17 protein-coding genes are annotated in these 15593 nt (G+C 74.0%); 8 read left to right on the forward strand and 9 right to left on the reverse strand.

Features of this window, described 5'->3' with window-relative positions; genetic code table 11:
• The first annotated feature begins 165 nt into the window (after positions 1 to 165).
• A complete protein-coding gene (locus ACN268_RS31855) occupies positions 166 to 891 on the forward strand; it encodes a PP2C family protein-serine/threonine phosphatase (protein WP_421486698.1) in 726 nt (241 codons plus the stop codon).
• 22 nt (positions 892 to 913) lie between these two features.
• Here the strand turns inward: ACN268_RS31855 and hrpB are convergent, their stop codons facing one another.
• The 3 genes from hrpB to ACN268_RS31870 are packed head-to-tail and all read right to left on the reverse strand — an operon-like array spanning position 914 to position 4632.
• Positions 914 to 3520 (reverse strand): ATP-dependent helicase HrpB, encoded by a 2607-nt coding sequence (gene hrpB / locus ACN268_RS31860; RefSeq protein ID WP_421486699.1) that lies wholly within the window; start codon positions 3518 to 3520, stop codon positions 914 to 916.
• A gap of 25 nt (positions 3521 to 3545) precedes the next feature.
• A complete protein-coding gene (locus ACN268_RS31865; RefSeq protein ID WP_420117137.1) occupies positions 3546 to 3746 on the reverse strand; it encodes a DUF397 domain-containing protein in 201 nt (66 codons plus the stop codon).
• A 40-nt stretch (positions 3747 to 3786) separates the two neighbouring features.
• Positions 3787 to 4632 carry a helix-turn-helix domain-containing protein gene (locus ACN268_RS31870; protein WP_420117138.1) on the reverse strand — a complete coding sequence of 282 codons (846 nt, stop codon included), beginning with the start codon at positions 4630 to 4632 and terminating at the stop codon, positions 3787 to 3789.
• A gap of 142 nt (positions 4633 to 4774) precedes the next feature.
• Between ACN268_RS31870 and ACN268_RS31875 the strand changes: the two genes are divergently transcribed.
• From ACN268_RS31875 to ACN268_RS31885, 3 genes are read left to right on the forward strand one after another with little or no spacing between them, the layout of a single operon-like run.
• The gene (locus tag ACN268_RS31875) at positions 4775 to 5401 is read left to right on the forward strand and encodes a GOLPH3/VPS74 family protein (RefSeq protein WP_204927901.1); all 627 of its coding nucleotides are present in this window, start codon (positions 4775 to 4777) and stop codon (positions 5399 to 5401) included.
• 53 nt (positions 5402 to 5454) lie between these two features.
• Positions 5455 to 6975, forward strand: a complete 1521-nt coding sequence (locus ACN268_RS31880; RefSeq protein ID WP_204927900.1) for an APC family permease — start codon at positions 5455 to 5457, stop codon at positions 6973 to 6975.
• On the forward strand, positions 6972 to 7565 hold the full coding sequence (locus tag ACN268_RS31885) for a GNAT family N-acetyltransferase (RefSeq protein WP_421486700.1): 594 nt from the start codon (positions 6972 to 6974) through the stop codon (positions 7563 to 7565). Before ACN268_RS31880 ends, ACN268_RS31885 begins: the two co-directional genes overlap by 4 nt.
• A gap of 227 nt (positions 7566 to 7792) precedes the next feature.
• On the opposite strand, the gene ACN268_RS31890 is transcribed toward ACN268_RS31885, so the two are convergent.
• Positions 7793 to 8614, reverse strand: coding sequence for a SigB/SigF/SigG family RNA polymerase sigma factor (locus ACN268_RS31890; RefSeq protein ID WP_088644086.1), 822 nt, complete (start codon positions 8612 to 8614; stop codon positions 7793 to 7795).
• A 317-nt stretch (positions 8615 to 8931) separates the two neighbouring features.
• Here ACN268_RS31890 and ACN268_RS31895 point away from each other — a divergent pair, with 317 nt between their 5' ends.
• Complete coding sequence (locus ACN268_RS31895) at positions 8932 to 9705, forward strand: hypothetical protein (RefSeq protein ID WP_421486701.1); 774 nt, start codon at positions 8932 to 8934, stop codon at positions 9703 to 9705.
• Here ACN268_RS31895 and ACN268_RS31900 read toward each other — a convergent pair.
• Entirely contained in the window at positions 9634 to 11223 is a 1590-nt protein-coding gene (locus ACN268_RS31900) for a phospholipase D family protein (RefSeq protein WP_421487055.1), read from the reverse strand. The two genes, ACN268_RS31895 and ACN268_RS31900, sit on opposite strands and share 72 nt — an antisense overlap.
• 136 nt (positions 11224 to 11359) lie before the next feature.
• Between ACN268_RS31900 and ACN268_RS31905 the strand changes: the two genes are divergently transcribed.
• Positions 11360 to 11488 carry a hypothetical protein gene (locus ACN268_RS31905; RefSeq protein ID WP_269756975.1) on the forward strand — a complete coding sequence of 43 codons (129 nt, stop codon included), beginning with the start codon at positions 11360 to 11362 and terminating at the stop codon, positions 11486 to 11488.
• A gap of 60 nt (positions 11489 to 11548) precedes the next feature.
• Here ACN268_RS31905 and ACN268_RS31910 read toward each other — a convergent pair whose 3' ends face one another.
• Positions 11549 to 12535 carry a pirin family protein gene (locus ACN268_RS31910; protein WP_421486702.1) on the reverse strand — a complete coding sequence of 329 codons (987 nt, stop codon included), beginning with the start codon at positions 12533 to 12535 and terminating at the stop codon, positions 11549 to 11551.
• 10 nt (positions 12536 to 12545) lie between these two features.
• On the reverse strand, positions 12546 to 13028 hold the full coding sequence (locus tag ACN268_RS31915; RefSeq protein WP_421486703.1) for a MarR family winged helix-turn-helix transcriptional regulator: 483 nt from the start codon (positions 13026 to 13028) through the stop codon (positions 12546 to 12548).
• Positions 13029 to 13164: 136 nt separating this feature from the next.
• Between ACN268_RS31915 and ACN268_RS31920 the strand changes: the two genes are divergently transcribed.
• Positions 13165 to 13692 carry a GNAT family N-acetyltransferase gene (locus ACN268_RS31920; protein ID WP_088644082.1) on the forward strand — a complete coding sequence of 176 codons (528 nt, stop codon included), beginning with the start codon at positions 13165 to 13167 and terminating at the stop codon, positions 13690 to 13692.
• A gap of 368 nt (positions 13693 to 14060) precedes the next feature.
• Positions 14061 to 14657, forward strand: coding sequence for a DUF1684 domain-containing protein (locus ACN268_RS31925; protein WP_421486704.1), 597 nt, complete (start codon positions 14061 to 14063; stop codon positions 14655 to 14657).
• 50 nt (positions 14658 to 14707) lie between these two features.
• Here ACN268_RS31925 and ACN268_RS31930 read toward each other — a convergent pair whose 3' ends face one another.
• The gene (locus ACN268_RS31930) at positions 14708 to 14962 is read right to left on the reverse strand and encodes a flavin reductase (RefSeq protein WP_421486705.1); all 255 of its coding nucleotides are present in this window, start codon (positions 14960 to 14962) and stop codon (positions 14708 to 14710) included.
• Positions 14959 to 15240, reverse strand: a complete 282-nt coding sequence (locus ACN268_RS31935; RefSeq protein WP_421486706.1) for a hypothetical protein — start codon at positions 15238 to 15240, stop codon at positions 14959 to 14961. Before ACN268_RS31935 ends, ACN268_RS31930 begins: the two co-directional genes overlap by 4 nt.
• Positions 15241 to 15593 lie beyond the last annotated feature (353 nt).

The following is a 15593-nucleotide window of genomic DNA, read 5'->3' on the forward strand; positions in this document are numbered from 1 at the left end:
TGTTTCCAGCGCGTCTCCTCCCTGTCAATCGATTCGACTGGATGACCTTCGGGCTGGTCGCAGCCGCCCGGACCGACGCCTGCGGCAGTGAGATTCGCCGCGCCACGCGCAGTCGTCCTGATCTCCTAGAGACAACAACGCCCTCCGCCTGGCAGGCTGCCACCCATGACCCTGAAGCTTCGTTCCGTCGGGACGAGCGACCGTGGGCTGATCCGCAGCGGAAACCAGGACGCCCTGCACTCCGGTGCCTGGCTCGTCGCCGTCGCCGACGGCATGGGCGGGATGGCGGCCGGCGACCTGGCCAGCCGGATCGCCATCGACGCGGTCGCCCCACTGGACGTGGAGACCCCCGAGGACGCCCTGGTGGCGGCGTTGCAGACCGGCATCGAGCTGGCCACCGCGCGGATCCACCAGGCCGTCCGGGAGGACCCCGAGCGGCAGGGCATGGGCACCACACTGACCGCCCTGCTGTTCTCCCGTACCGGCAGCTGCCTGGCGCTGGCCCACGTCGGCGACTCCCGGGCCTACCTGTTCCGCGAGGGCACCCTCAAACAGGTCACCCGGGACGACACCTTCGTCCAGATGCTCGTCGACCAGGGGGTGATCAGCCCCGAGGAGGCGTCCAGCCACCCCCGGCGGGCCGTGGTCACCCAGGCGTTGCAGGGCGAGCAGGTCTCCCCGTCGTACGCCACGATGGTGCCCCGGGCCGGCGACCGCTGGCTGCTGTGCAGCGACGGCCTGTCCAACGTCGTCCGCCCGGACACCCTCGCCGAGGTGCTGCGGGAGACCCCGGGCCGCCAGGACTGCGCCCGCCGCCTGATCGACCTCGCCCTGCGGGCCGGCGGCCCGGACAACATCACCGTGCTGATCGCCGACGTCGTCGACGAGTGACCGCGACCGGCGCTGCGCGGGCTCAGCGGCGACGGTGCGTGGTGTGCCGGGTCGGCGCGGCCGTGACCGGGTCCTCCGGCCAGGGGTGGCGCGGGTAGCGCCCGCGCAGCTCCCCGCGCACCTGCGGGTAGCCGGTACGCCAGAACGACGCCAGGTCGGCGGTGACCGCGACGGGCCGGCCGGCGGGGGAGAGCAGGTGCAGCAGCAGCGGCACCCGGCCGTCGGCCAGCCGGGGCGTCTGCTGCCAGCCGAACGTCTCCTGGAGCTTCACCGCCAGCACCGGCGCGGCCGGATCGGCGTAGTCGACCCGGACCCGGGAGCCGCTGGGCACCTCGACACGTTCCGGGGCCAGCTCGTCCAGCCGGCCCGCCTGGGGCCAGGGCAGCAGCCGGCGCAGGGCCCCGACCACGTCGGTCCGGGCCAGATCGGCCCGGCGGCGGGCGGCGGCAAGTTCCGGCCCGAGCCACCGGTCGGCGGCGGCGAGCAGCGCGTCGTCGGAGACCTCCGGCCACGGCCCGCCCAGCGCCTGGCGGCAGAACGCCAGCCGCTGGCGCAGCGACCGGGCCGCCGAGGTCCAGGTCAGCAGGTCCAGGCCGGCCTGGCGGAGCCCGTCGGCCAGGGCGGCGGCCAGCAGCTCCGGGGCCGGTCGGGCCAGCGGCCGACTGGCCAGCTCGATCGCGCCGAGCCGGGTCACCCGGCGGGCCAGCACGTCGCCGTCGACCCAACCGACCTCGCTGACCTCGGTCAGCAACGCGCCGCCGACCTCCCGGGCGGTCGCCTCGTCGAGCGGGGCGGCCAGCCGGACCCGGGCCGTCGGCGCGCCCGGCGAGCGGTCGGCCACCGCGACGGCCAGCCAGCCCGTCCCGGTCAGCGCCGACCCGGCGGCCAGCTCCGCCCCCGTCCCACCCGCCATCAGGTACGACGTCCCACCGGCCCGGCGCAGCCGGGCCAGCCGCTCCGGATGGGCCAGCCCCACCAGCAGCCCCGCCGCCAGATCGTCGGGCAGCCACGGCCCGGTGGCCCGTCCCCGGCCGTTCCGTCCCTGGGCAGCCGGCCGGTCGCCGGGCCGCTCCCGGTCGGCGGTGCGGGCGGGACCGGCCGGGGTGCCGGCCCGGTCGGGATCGCCGGCGGGCAGCGCGGCCCGCAGCCGGCGGACCTCGGCGCGCCAGCGGGCGGTGGCACCGGGGTCGGTGTCGTCGCGCAGCCGCCGCCACGCGGCGGTGAGGTCGTCGTGCCGCCCGGCCAGGCCGTCCTCGGCGAGCAGGGCGACCAGCTCGGCGGCCCGGTCCCGGCCGATCCGGGCGGCACCGTCGAGCAGGGCCCGGCCCAGCCGGGGGTGGGTGCCGGTGGCGGCGATGGCCCGTCCCCGGGCGGTCACCCGGCCGTCGGCGTCGATCGCGCCGAGGGCGGTCAACGTCTCCCGGGCCACGGTCAGCGCGGCGGGCGGCGGCGCGTCGGGCAGCGCCAGGCCGGCCCCGTCGGGGCTGCCCCAGGCGGCCAGGTCCAGCGCGAAGCCGGTCAGGTCGGCGCTGGCGATCTCCGGCTCGGGCTGCGCGGCGAGCCGGCCGTGGGTCCCCTCCGACCAGCAGCGGTAGACCACCCCGGGGCCCTGCCGGCCGGCCCGGCCGGCCCGCTGCGTCGCGGCGGCCCGGGACACCGGCACGGTGACCAGCGCGCCCAGCCCCCGGGCCAGGTCGGTACGGGCCACCCGGGCCAGGCCGGCGTCGACCACCACCCGGACCCCGGGCACGGTCAGGCTGCTCTCCGCCACCGAGGTGGCGAGCACCACCCGACGGCGGTCGGCGGGGCGCAGTGCGGCGTCCTGCGCGGCGGCGGGCAGCCGCCCGTGCAGCGGCAGGACGGCCACCCGGTCGGCCAGGTCGGCCAGCCGACGGGTCACCGCCCCGATCTCGCCCGCCCCGGGCAGGAAGACCAGCACGTCGCCGTCCTGCTCGTGCAGGGCCCGCCGGACGGTCGCGGCGACGTGGTCGAGCAGCAGCGGATCGACCCGTCCCGCGCCCGGCGGCGCGACCGGGCGCGACGGTGGCGTCCAGACCCGGGCGACCGGGTGCAGGGCCGCCTCGGCGCGGACCACCGGGGCCGGCGTGTCGCCGCCGAGCAACGCGGCGAACCGGTCCGCCTCCGGGGTGGCCGACATCGCCACCAGCCACAGCTCGGGCCGTAGCGCCGCCCGGGCCTCCACGGCGAAGGCCAGCGCGAGATCGGCGTCGAGCTGCCGCTCGTGCACCTCGTCGAGCAGCACCGCGTCCACCCCGGGCAGGTCCGGGTCGCGCAGCAGCCGGCGGACCAGCAGGCCGGTGGTGACCACCTCGATCCGGGTGTCCGGGCCGACCCGGCGGTCGCCGCGCACGGCGTAGCCGACCCGGTGGCCGACCCGCTCGCCGAGCAGGTCGGCCATCCGCCGGGCCGCCGCGCGGGCGGCCACCCGGCGGGGCTGGGCGACCAGCACCCGCCCGGCCACCCCGTCGGCCACGGCGAGCGGGGCCAGGGTGGTCTTGCCGGTGCCGGGCGGGGCGACCAGGACCGCACCGCCGGCGTCGGTCAGCGCTCGCAGCAGGGGTGCCAGCGCCGGCCGGACCGGCAGGTCGAGGGGTACGTCGGAGAGCACGGCTGCCACTGTGGCACGCCCGGGGTCAGCCCCGGCGTACCGCCTCCATGCCGGTGACGAAGGCTGTCCAGGCGTGGGCGGAGAAGACCAGCGCGGGCCCGCACCGGTCCTTGCTGTCGCGCACCGCGATCCGGTCGTCGGTGGTGGCGATCTCCACACAGTTGCCGTTGCCGCTGCTGCGGCTGCTGGTCCGCCAGTCCATCATGGACAGAGGCAGCGCCTGCATTCCCGTACCTTCCGTTCCCCCCGGGCGTGCCGCAATGCGATCACGCAAAGTGACGAGCAGCCTCCTCCAGGCGGGCCAGAGACGCCGCCGGATCCAGTGCCATCCGGCACAGCTCCTCGTGCACAAGGGTATACCCGCGCACGTGTCCCGCTTCCTCCAGCGCCAGACCCAGCGTGAGATTGTCCAGGTAAACCACGGAATTGTCGGCCGCGTCGGCAAACGTGATGATCACGTACGGAGTGCTCATCGCGGGGTGCCCACCGGATGCGAACGGAAGTACGTGACATGTCACGTTCGGTGATCGGGCGACCGTGGCCATGTGGGTCAACTGCTCCGCCATGACGGCCGGCCCGCCCACCGGGCGCAGCAGTACCGCCTCGTTGAGCACCACCGACAGCTCGACCGGGGGAGACTCCCGGTGCAGCACCTCCTGCCGGCGCAGCCGGGCGGCCACCTTGCGTTCCAGCCCCTCCTCGCCGGCCGTACGACGGAACATCTCCCGGGCGTACGCCTCGGTCTGCAGCAGCCCGGGGACGGACTCGGCCTCGTACGTGCGCAGGCTCTCCGCCTCGGCCTCCAGCCCGACGTAGAACTCGAACCACTCGGGCAGCACGTCGCTGTAGTTCTGCCACCAGCCGCGCTGCTGGGCGCCCCGGGCGATCTCGATGAGCGCCTCGGCATCGACCCCGGTCACCTCGTAGAGGGCCAACGCGGCGCGTACGTCCCGGGGTTTGATGCCGATCTGGGCGTTCTCGATCCGGGACAGGTTGCTCTTGGACATGTCGAGTTGGCGGGCGGCGACGTCCAGTGTCATGCCCGCGCGTTCCCGCAGTTGGCGGAGTTCACGGGCGATGCGGCGGCGGCGAACAGTGGGGCTGACGGTCACCCTCCGAGTCTGTCACGACAAGATCCGCAGGTCGCATGAGCACGGAGTGCAACCATCGAATCCGGGAGTTGCAAAGCTGGAGCTCTGGGGGCATCCTGTCACCCGGCGTGGATCACCTGTGGACAATGCGTGGGAGGCTCGTTTGCTGGTCGCCGACGAGTTCTTTCTGATCGCCCACAACGACAGTCGTGGCAAGGCCAAACTGCACCCGAGCGCCACCGGGCTCGGCCTGGCCGCCGGGTTGCTGGCCGAGCTGATCCTGTTCGGACAGATCACCGTCTCCGGTGGACTGGTCACCGTGATCGACAGGCGTCCCCCGGCCGACGCGCTGGCCCACACCGTGCTCGACCAACTGATCGGTGAGTCGCAGCACCAGGCGGTGCGCACCTGGCTCGCCTTCCTGGCCCAGTCGTCCACCACCTCGGTGGGGGAGCGGTTGGCCCGGGCCGGGGTGCTGCGCCGGCAGGAGAACCGCCGCCTGCTGCGCACCACCGTCAGCTACCTGCCGATCGACCTCAACGCCGCCGCCTGGCCGGCGACCCGGCTGCGGGCCCTGGTGGAGCGGCCCGAACAGCCGCTGGTGTCGGACACGACGCTGCTCGGCCTGGTGGCCGCGGCCGGGCTGACCCGCGAGGTGCTGTGGAGCGCCGGCCCCCGCGCCCACCACCGACTGTCCACCCTCGTCGGTTCGCTGCCGCCTCCCCTGAAGGAACTCGTCGTGCACACCGAGGCCGCGGTCGGCGCGGCGGTGCTGCGCGGCATCCCCTGATCTCGCCGCGCCACCCCCTTCCCCCTCATCTCCCCCTCTTCCGGAGCAGCCCCATGCCCCCGCATCCGACAGTCGACCGCCCCAGCAACGTCAGCGACGCCCTGGCCCGTGGCCGCCTCGGCGTGCCGTCGGTCATCTTCTTCGTCCTCTCCGCCGCCGCGCCGCTGACCGTGGTGGCCGGCGTGGTCACCACCGGCTACGCGGTCACCGGCATCACCGGCATGCCGCTGGCCTTCCTCGCCGTGGGCGCCGTCCTGGCGCTCTTCTCCGTCGGCTACGTGGCGATGGCCCGCCGGGTCGAGAACGCCGGCGCGTTCTACGCCTACGTCGCCCGGGGCATCGGCCGCCCGGCCGGCGTCGGCGCGGCCTGGGTCGCGCTCATCGCCTACAACGCACTCCAGGTCGGCCTGTACGGCGCGATCGGCGCCGCCGCCGCCCCGGTGCTCGGCACCCTGTTCGGCGTCGAGCCGCACTGGTCCGTGGTGGCGCTGGTCGCCTGGGCGCTCGTCGCGTTCCTCGGCCTGCTGCGGGTGGACGTCAACGGCCTGGTCCTGGCGGTGCTGCTGATCGCCGAGATCGTGGTGATCGTCGTGTTCGACCTGGGCCAGCTCAGCCACCCGGCGGGCGGCTCGACCAGCTTCGCCGCCCTCGCCCCGGCCAACCTCCTGGTGCCGGGGGCGGGCGCGCTGCTGGTGCTCGCCATGACCGGGTTCGTCGGTTTCGAGTCCTCGGTGGTGTTCAGCGAGGAGAGCAAGGACCCGCGGCGGACGGTCCCGCTGGCGACCTACCTCTCGGTGGCGATCATCGCCGGGCTCTACGCGCTCTCCTCCTGGTCGATGACCGTGGCCGTCGGCCCGGAGAACATCTCCGCCGCCGCCGGTGAGCAGAGCATCGAACTGATCTTCAACCTGGCCGCCGCGCACCTCGGCGACACCGCGGTCACCATCGGCCAGGCGCTGTTCATGACCTCGGTGCTGGCCGCGATGATCTCGTTCCACAACACCACCGCCCGGTACGCCTTCGCGCTGGGCCGGGAGCGGGTGCTGCCGGCCGCCTTCGGGCAGACCTCGCCGCGCACCGGCGCACCCCGGATGGCCTCGCTGGCGCAGAGCCTGCTCGGCCTGCTGGTGATCGTGCTGTACGCGGTCAACGGCTGGGACCCGGTGGTGCAGCTGTTCTACTACGCCGGCACCGGCGGCGGCTTCGGCGTGCTGCTGCTGATCGCCACCACCAGCGTCGCCGTGATCGTCTACTTCGCCCGCTCCGACACCGCCGAGTCGCTGTGGAAGCGGGCGATCGCCCCGGCACTGGCCACCGTCGCGCTGGCCGCCGTGGTGGCGGTGGCGGTGGCGAACTTCGCGACCCTGCTCGGCGTCGCGCCGGATTCGCCGCTGCGCTGGATCATCCCCGGGGTCTACCCGGTGGCCGCGCTGATCGGCCTGCTGTGGGGCCTGGTGCTGCGCGCCAACCGTCCCGACGTCTACGCCCGGATCGGGCGGGGCGCGGAGAGCACGGCCACCTCGCTGTTCGGCCCTCCGGTGGAGCAGCCGGTGCCGGTGGAGTCCCGGCGGTGACCGCGCCGACCATCGGACGGCTCGCCGCCGCCGACACCCGGTGGGTCGCCGAGCGGATCGCCGAGGCGTTCCTGGTGCTCCCGGCGACCCGGTGGCTGGTGCCCGACGAGGCCAAGCGGGAGGCCGTCTTCGCCGACAACTTCGAGATCCTGGTCGACCACGCGATGCGGCACGGGCTGGTCTTCGGCACGGCCGACCGCGACGCGGTGGCGGTCTGGTTCCCGCAGGTCGGTGGCGGGTCGCCGGCCCCGGTGGACTACGACGACCGGCTGGCCGCCGCCTGCGGGGAGTGGACGCCCCGGTTCCAGCACCTCGACGAGCTGTTCGCCGCCAACCATCCGCACCCCGACCACCACCACCTGGCGCTGCTCGCCGTCCGGCCGGGGCGGCAGGGGCAGGGGTTGGGCACCGCGCTGCTGCGGCACCACCACGCCTGGCTGGACGCCCACGGGGTGCCCGGTTACCTGGAGGCCAGCAGCGAGGCGGGACGGGACCTCTACGCCCGGCACGGCTACCGGCTGCGCGAGGTCTTCCGGCTGCCCGACGGCACGCCGTTCTATCCGATGTGGCGGGAGCCGGCAGGCGGCTGACCGGCGTCCCGGGCCACTGTGGCGGGAGCCGGCGGTCGGCTGACCGGCGTCCCGGGCGACGTCGGCGTCGCGTACCGGCGTGGACGCCAACCGAAGTGGCACCGGCCCCGACGCGGGTGCGTCGGGGCCGGTGCGTCGTTCGATGTCGGGAAGGCCCGGCCGGCGAACCGCCGGCCGGGCCCCGTGGTCGTGACCGTCACCGGGGACCGGTGACCGCCTCCACCCCCTCAGTAGGTGCCGTCGAGCTGACCGCGCAGCTTGGTCAGGGCCCGGGCGAGCAGCCGGGACACGTGCATCTGCGAGACGCCGATCTGGTCGGCGATCTGCGACTGGGTCAGGTTGCCGTAGAAGCGCAGGGTGAGGATCTTCTGCTCGCGCTCGTCGAGGGTGGCCAGCGCCGGGCCGAGGGCGACCCGCAGCTCGGCCAGCTCGAACTCGTTGTCCTCGCCGCCGAGCATGTCGCCCAGCTCGGTGGCGCGGTCGCCGTCGCCGGTCGGGGTGGACAGCGACACCGCGTTGTACGCGCGGGCACCCTCCAGGCCCTCCAGGACCTCTTCCTCGGTGAGCTTGAGGTGGGCGGCGATGTCGGCGACCGTCGGCGAGCGGCCGAGGGTCTGCAACAGCGAGCTGTTGGCGTCGGAGATGGCCAGCCGCAGCTCCTGGAGCCGCCGGGGGACCCGGATGTCCCAGGTGCGGTCGCGGAAGTGCCGCTTCAGCTCGCCGATGATGGTCGGGATGGCGTAGCCGGCGAAGTCGACGCCGCGCGACGGGTCGAACTTGTCGATCGCCTTGATCAGGCCGACGGCGGCGGTCTGGGCGAGGTCGTCGGTGGGCTCGCCCCGGCCGCTGTAGCGGTGGGCCAGGTGGTTGGCCAGCGGGAGCCAGGCCTCGATCGCCCGGTCGCGCAGCGCGGCCCGGGACGGGTGGCCGGCGGGCAGCGCGGCCATCGCGTTCAGCAGGTCGGCGGCGCTGTCGGTGAGTGCGCGCGGGTCCAGCTTCTCGGTGGTGGACGGTGTCGCCGCCGGCTTGCTCATGGTGGGCGCGGTCATTGGTGGTCCTCCCTGCACCTCGTCCGCGGTCAAAAAGACGTGACGCTTCGGTTTAGCTTCAGATGGGCCGTTCGGAAGCCACCATAGCCTGATCGGTGAGCGGAAATCTAGCCGAAAGGCTGATGTACTTAAGTGATTTCAAGTAACAAAGCCACACTATCGGACATGGTTCGCGTCGATTGTGATCACAGGCACCTGTCGGACCGGCGGGCCACCCGGAACCCGACACCACGGCGGCGGTGTCGGCTATCCGTCCTTGTCCCGCCGACAGGACCGCCCGTAGCGTCGCGGGAGACCACCGCCGTACGGAGGACCACGTGCTCGACCCCGCGGACCCGCAGCTCGTCGTCGACAGCCGTACGCTGCACTTCAGCTGGTTGCCGGCCGACCCGGACGCGGTCGTCGCGCTGGTCCCGCCCGGCCTGTGTCCGCGCCCCGACCGGCAGGTCTTCATGAACCAGTACGTCGTCGACGACGCCGGTCAGACCTCCGGCCTCGGCGCGTACTCGCTGACCTACGTCGGGGTGGCCCTCGCCGGGGTCGACGCGCCCGACGGGGCGACCCCCGGCGGCTGGTGGACCCACTACGTCACCTCCAGCCCCCGGGTCCGGGACTACGCCGCCGCCCGGGGCGCCCCGGCCGTGCTGGGACACACCACCCTGCGGGTACGGGGCGACGTGCTGGTCGCCGAGACCGAGGTCGGCGGCGTCCCGCTGATCCGGACCCGGGCCCGGATCGGGCACACCGGCCACCTGCTGCGCACCGGCCACCACCGGTACTTCACCCGGCGCGACGGCGAGCTGTTCAGCGGGGTCTACCCCTACGTCTGCGAACCGGTCAGCCCGTTCGAGATCGAGTCGGTGGAGTTCCTCGACCCCCGGCACCCGAGCTACGCGCTGCGCCCGGAGAACCCGCTGCTCATCGCCAGCGGCTGCTACGCCCCGCGTACCTCGTTCGCCCACCCGGGCGGGCTGACCCGCCACCCCACCCCGCCCGCGCCGACCGCCGACCGGCGGGAGCTACCAGGTGCCCTTGCGGCGGGCGCGCAGCGGCCTGCCGTCGGGGTCGTAGACCAGCCGGTACGCCGGTAGCGCCCACAGCCGGGTGTACCAGGGCAGCCGCTCCGGCCGGTGCGGGCGCAGCCGGCCCGGCGGCCGGGGGCCCGAGCGGCCCGAGTCGTGCCACCGCTGGAGGGCGTCCGCCGTGGCGGTGATCGCCGCGACGGCGTCGGCCGGGTCCAGCAGGTCGGCGTCGTCGGCACCGTCCGGGTCGCGGTCCAGGTGCTCGCGCCACAACCGCAGCCGCAGGTCCCGGGCGAACACCCGGGCCCCGTCACCCCGACCCGCCGGGTCGACGGGCACCCGCTCGTCGCGGGTCTCGTCGAGCACCGCGCAGGACAGCTCGCTGTCGTGCGTCCAGGAGCGCCTGTTGAAGTTGTCGCTGCCCACGCTCGCCCAGACGTCGTCGACCACGCAGATCTTGGCGTGCACGTAGACCGGGTCGCCCGCCCGGTTCTCCACGTCGAAGACGTGCACCCGGTCCGGCGCGGCCCGCTCGCACAGCGACAGCGCCTGCTCCCGGCCCACCGTGTTGGGCGGCAGCGCCAACGCGCCGTCCACGTCCGGGTAGCGGGGGACCACCGCGACCAGGTGCAGGTCGGGGTTGTCCCGCAGCGCCTCGGCGAACAGCTCGGCCACCTCGGTCGACCAGAGGTACTGATCCTCCAGGTAGATCAGCCGGCGGGCCCGGCGTACCGCCTTGGTGTAGCCCCGGGCCACCGTCCGCTCGCCGTCCGGGGCGAACGCGTAGCGGGGCCGCACCGCCGGGTAGGTGCGCAGCACCTGGATGTGGTGCGGGCCGCAGGGCGGCGGATCGGCCGACGGGTCGGGCAGCGGATCGGGGCTCAGGTCGGAGCCGCGCAGCCGGTCCCGCAGGTAGGCCAGCGGGTTCTCCGAGTCCAACGGCATCGGGTCGGTCCACCGCTCGCGGAACGTGGTGTCCAGCGCGGCGACCACCGGCCCCCGGACGGCCAGCTGCACGTCGTGCCACGGCGGGTGCGGGCCGTACCGTGGCGACATCGCGAGCGCCTGCGGGTCGCCGTGGTGGTCGGCGTCGTCGCGGCGGCTGTGGCACAGGTCGATTCCGCCGGCGAAGGCGACGTCCCGCTCCGGGGCGTCGCGGTGGCGCAGCACCACCAGCTTCTGGTGGTGCGACCCGCCCCGCCGGACGCGCTGGTCGAGCAGCACCTCGCCACCGGCGGCGTTGACCGTCTCGCTCAGGTCGCGGTTCTCCGCCTCGCTGTAGGACAACGCGTCGAGGTGGGAGCGCCAGAGCAGCCCCTTGACCAGCACGCCCCGCTGGGCGGCCCGGGCGAAGAGCTGGGCCACCGTCGGGCCGTCCGGGCGCATCCGCTCGTCCGGGTCGCCCCGCCAGTCGGTGAAGAAGAGCTGGTCACCCGCGCCGAGCGCCTCGACCTCGGTGACCAGGCGGTCGAAGTACGCCGACCCGTGAATCAAAGGCTCGGCGAGGTTTCCGGACGTCCAGACGGGTATCCCGGAGACCGGGTTGGCGCGTTCCTCAGCGGTCAGGAACCAGTCCTCGATCGCCACGTTCCAGCCTCCCGAGGTCGACGACGTCCTCACGGTAGGACCCCCACCGCCGGTACGCACTCCGGGTCTCCCGGACCCCGCCCGGACGGTGGCCTACCGCACCCCGCGAAGCCGTGAACGCCGAGGAGGCCAGGCCATGCCCGCCGAGACGACGAACCCCGCGACCGAGGACCGTACGGATGCGGTCGAGAGCGAACGCGGCGCGATCCTGGCGGTGCTGCTGATGGTGATCCTCGGGGTGGCCGGGATCTTCGCGGTCTCCTGACCGACGCGGCACCGCCCCGGGCGTCCCGGTGTGACACCGGGACGCCCGTCGGAGTCGGTCTCAGGGGCGGTCGCCCTGGCCGCCGGTGTGCGGCAGCCGCTGGGCGGGAACCACGCCCAGCTTGCCGGCCTGGAAGTCCTCGAAGGCCTGCATCAGCTCGGCGCGGGTGTTCATCACGAACGGCCCGTAGTGCGCCACCGGCTCCCGGATGGGCTTTCCGCCCATGATGTAGAGGTCCAGCGCCGGGGTGTTGCCGTCCTGTTTGCCGGCGGCGGTCACCCGCAGCGCGTCGCCCGGACCGTGCACGGCCAACTGGCCGCCCTGGAACGGCCGCCGGTCGGTGCCGATCGTGCCGCGACCGGAGAGCGCGTAGACCAGCGCGTTGAAGTCGGCCCGCCAGGGCAGGTCCAGCTCCGCGCCGGGCTCCAGCGTGACGTGCGCGATGGTGATCGGGGTGTGGGTCGACCCCGGCCCCCGGTGCCCGGCGATCTCACCGGCGATGATCCGGATCAGCGCGCCACCGTCCGGCGTGGTCAGCAGCGCCGACTCCCGACCACGGATGTCCTGGTAGCGCGGCGGCATCATCTTGGCCACCCGGGGCAGGTTGACCCAGAGCTGGAGGCCGTGGAAGAGACCGCCGCTGGCGACCAGGTGCTCCGGCGGGGCCTCGATGTGCAGCAGGCCACTGCCGGCCGTCATCCACTGGGTGTCGCCGTCGGTGATGGTGCCACCGCCGCCCTGCGAGTCCTGGTGGTCCATGATCCCGTCGATCATGTAGGTGACCGTCTCGAAGCCCCGGTGCGGGTGCCACGGGGTGCCCTTCGGCTCGCCCGGCGCGTAGTCCACCTCGCCCATCTGGTCGAGGTGGATGAACGGGTCGAGATCCGACATCGGCACCCCGGCGAAGGCGCGGCGGACCGGGAAACCCTCACCCTCGTAGCCGCTGGGGGCGGTGGTCAGCCGGCGGACCGGCCGGTAGCTGGTGGTCTCGTCGAGCCGGGGCAGGCGGGGCAGGACGAGGACGTCGTCGACGGTGATCGCGGGCATCACGGGCTCCTCAGGTGTCGCGGTGGGTGGACGACGCGTCCCGGTCGGCGCGCAGCCGCCGGCCGAGCCGGTCGAAGACCCGGGTCAGGGTGGCGACCTCGGCGTCGTCGAGGTCGTCCATCAGGTGCCGCCGGACCGAGGCGAGGTGCCCCGGCGCGGCCTCACGCAGGGCCAGCAGCCCGGCGGCGGTGAGCACCGCCTCGCTGCCCCGACGGTCCCCGGGGCAGGACTGCCGGGCGACCAGACCCCGCCGCTGCATGGTGGAGATCTGGTAGGTGAGCCGGCTGGGCGAGAAGACCAGCCGGGTGGCCAGCTCGCCCATCCGCAGCCGCTGGCCCGGTGCCTCGGAGAGCAGGACCAGCACGTGGTAGTCGGCGAAGCTCAGCTCACCGTCGGCGCGCAGATCGTCCTCCAGCCGGGTGAACAGCCGCTGGCTGGCCTCGATGTAGGCACGCCAGCAGGCCATCCGCTCGCTGTCCAGGCCCTCCGTCATGCCCCGAACAATAGCACTCTTTCAAATTTCAACAAGCTCTCTGCTGCCCGTGTGAGCAGTCAGACAGCCTTGCTTGACGGGAGGAACTTCGGGATTTGAAAGGAAACGCTGGCCGGTGAGCTGCCAGACTGCCCCGGTGGAACCTGTGCAGATCACCGCACCCGGCCTGGTGCTGCGCCCCTGGCGGGCGGCGGACGCGCCGGCCGTGCTGGCCGCCCTGGTCGACCCCGACATCGTCAGGTGGAACGGGCAGGGGGTGACCGACCTGGCGCAGGCCGCCGCGTGGATCACCCGACGGGCCGACCGCAGCGACGGCAGCCACGTCTCCGTCGCGGTGACCGACGCCACCGACGGGACGCTGCTCGGCGGGGTCTCCGTGCACCAGATCCGGCACGGCAACGCCGCCGTCGGCTACTGGACCGCCGGGCCCGCGCGTGGACGCGGCGTCGCCGTCGGCGCACTGCGGGCGCTCACCGGCTGGGCCTTCACCCACCTCGACCTGCACCGGATCGAGCTGTGCCACGCGGTCGACAACCCCGCCTCCTGCCGGGTCGCCACCCGCGCCGGCTACCGCTGGGAGGGGACGCTGCGCGAGTCGTACCGCTACGGCGACGGCCACCGCCACGACGAGCACCTGCACGCCCGCCTCGCCACCGACGACTGACCCGCTCCGCTCCCGCTCACCCATCCCGCCTCCGCTCACCCGTCGCCCCCGCTCACCCGTCCCGCCCTCGCCGCGGCCCTGCCCTGTCCCGGGTGATCAAGAGCTTTGCGTCACCGTTGAGCCGGAATGCTGACGCAAACTTCTTGATCACCGCCGCTCGGCGCGGTGTCCCGGCGGTGTCCCCGGTGATCAAGAAGTTTGCGTCATCGTTCAGCCCGATACTGACGCGAACCTCTTGATCACCGGGGACGGCGGCTCGGGGAGGGCGCGGGGGTGCGGGGGAGAGGGGCTCAGGGCGGGGGAGGGGAGAGGGGCTGGGGTGGTGGGAGAGTGGCTGGGTCGGGCTGGGGGCTGGTTAGGGTCGACGGGTGGACGACCTCGACGTGCTCGACTGGCGGGAACGCACCGCCGCGCTCTACCTGTCCGACACCGACCTGACCGGCTTCCGGGCCGCCCGGGACGAGTTGTTCCGGAGCCACCCGGCCAGCCCACTGCCGGCCGCCGACCGGGCCGGTTTCCCCGGGCTCGGCTGGTTCCCACCGGACCCGGCGGCGGTGGTCGAGGCCCCGCTGCGACCCGCCTCCGGCGCCGAGACCATCGACACCGGCGGCCCCGACGGGGTGGTCCGCTACCGGCGGGTGGCGGTCGCCGAGACACCGTGGGGGCCGCTGACCGTGTGGTGGATCGAGGCGTACGGCGGGGGACTGTTCGTGCCGGTCCGCGACGGCACCAGCGGTCGGGAGACGTACGGTGGTGGCCGGTATCTCACCGACACGGTCAAGGGGACCTTCGGGCGGGGACTCACCGTGCTCCCCGGTCACCGGGTGCGCCTCGACGCCAACTATCTCTACAACCCCAGTTGCGCGTACGACGACACCTGGGCCTGCCCGCTGGCACCCCCGGAGAACCGGCTCGTCACACCGATCCGGGCCGGTGAACTGGTCTATCCCCGCCGCGACCGCTGACCCTGCCACGTCCCCGCCCCACCCACCCCGCCGCTCGGCGAGAGGTGCGGTCAGCGGCCGGCCCGGCATGTCCAGGTCAGGAAGCGGTCGGTGGCGTCCACGGGTCTGCCGCCGTCGAGCTGCGTGAGCTGGTCTTCGGCTTCCTCCTTGAGCGTCGACAGCAGGGTCAGCAGGCCCGGCCGGTCGTCGGCGTACGCCGCGAGGAGCGCGAGTTTCGCTTCCCCGCAGGGCCACGGGTGGGCGTCGATCCGGCAGAGCCAGGTGGGTGGCAGCGGCGTGTGCCGGCCGGGAAGCAGCTCGGTCACGCCACCACGACCCTTCCCGGGATCGGCCTGCGCGGAGCCGGTCGACGGGGGCCGGGCTCCAGGCGCGTCGCTCCGGCCGGCATCAGGAACAGGGTCCGCCGCCGGACCGCGTCGCCGGCTGCGTCCAGCTCGTAGGCGTCGATCCACAACCAGCAGTCGTACGTGTGCCGGTCGGCGAGCACCCGGATGACCCGTACCGTGATCGGACGGATGAACTGCACGCTCGCGGCGCGCGTCAGGTGGAGCACGTCGCCGGGGCGGATCGTGTGCGGGGTCACCGGGCTGGCTCCCGTTCCAGCCGAGGGGCCCGGCGGTGGCAGGGGGTCCGGCGGTGGCAGGGGACGGCGTTCGCCAGCCGGCCGGGGCCCCGCCACGGTGGGACGAACGGCCCGATCGGGCCGGGCACCGACGGGCGTGCCGGTGGTGCGTCGTCAGGCTTGTGGTGCGGCTCGGGCGGCGGCGGGCTGTCGGGCTCCGGCGTGTCCGGCACGGTGCTCCCCCTTCGTAGCGGTGGATGGAACGGGGGCCGCCTCCTGCCCCTCCACAGGAGACGGCCCCCGCAGCAGACGCAGCCGCCGGATCTCTTCTCCAACCGGCCGCGCTGCTCTGGAATCCACCTTGCCGAGGGTTG

Origin of the sequence: Micromonospora sp. WMMD735, assembly GCF_049178995.1 — a bacterium.
GTDB classification, from domain to species: Bacteria; Actinomycetota; Actinomycetes; order Mycobacteriales; family Micromonosporaceae; genus Micromonospora; species Micromonospora wenchangensis.

Bases quoted from the DNA above. Each gene is read 5' to 3' on its own strand.
- ACN268_RS31855 (WP_421486698.1), top strand. From the start codon at position 166: ATGACCCTGAAGCTTCGTTCCGTCGGGACGAGCGACCGTGGGCTGATC.
- ACN268_RS31865 (WP_420117137.1), bottom strand. From the start codon at position 3,746: ATGCAGGCGCTGCCTCTGTCCATGATGGACTGGCGGACCAGCAGCCGC.
- ACN268_RS31880 (WP_204927900.1), top strand. From the start codon at position 5,455: ATGCCCCCGCATCCGACAGTCGACCGCCCCAGCAACGTCAGCGACGCC.
- ACN268_RS31890 (WP_088644086.1), bottom strand. From the start codon at position 8,614: ATGACCGCGCCCACCATGAGCAAGCCGGCGGCGACACCGTCCACCACC.
- ACN268_RS31905 (WP_269756975.1), top strand. From the start codon at position 11,360: ATGCCCGCCGAGACGACGAACCCCGCGACCGAGGACCGTACGGATGCG.
- ACN268_RS31910 (WP_421486702.1), bottom strand. From the start codon at position 12,535: ATGCCCGCGATCACCGTCGACGACGTCCTCGTCCTGCCCCGCCTGCCC.
- ACN268_RS31915 (WP_421486703.1), bottom strand. From the start codon at position 13,028: ATGACGGAGGGCCTGGACAGCGAGCGGATGGCCTGCTGGCGTGCCTAC.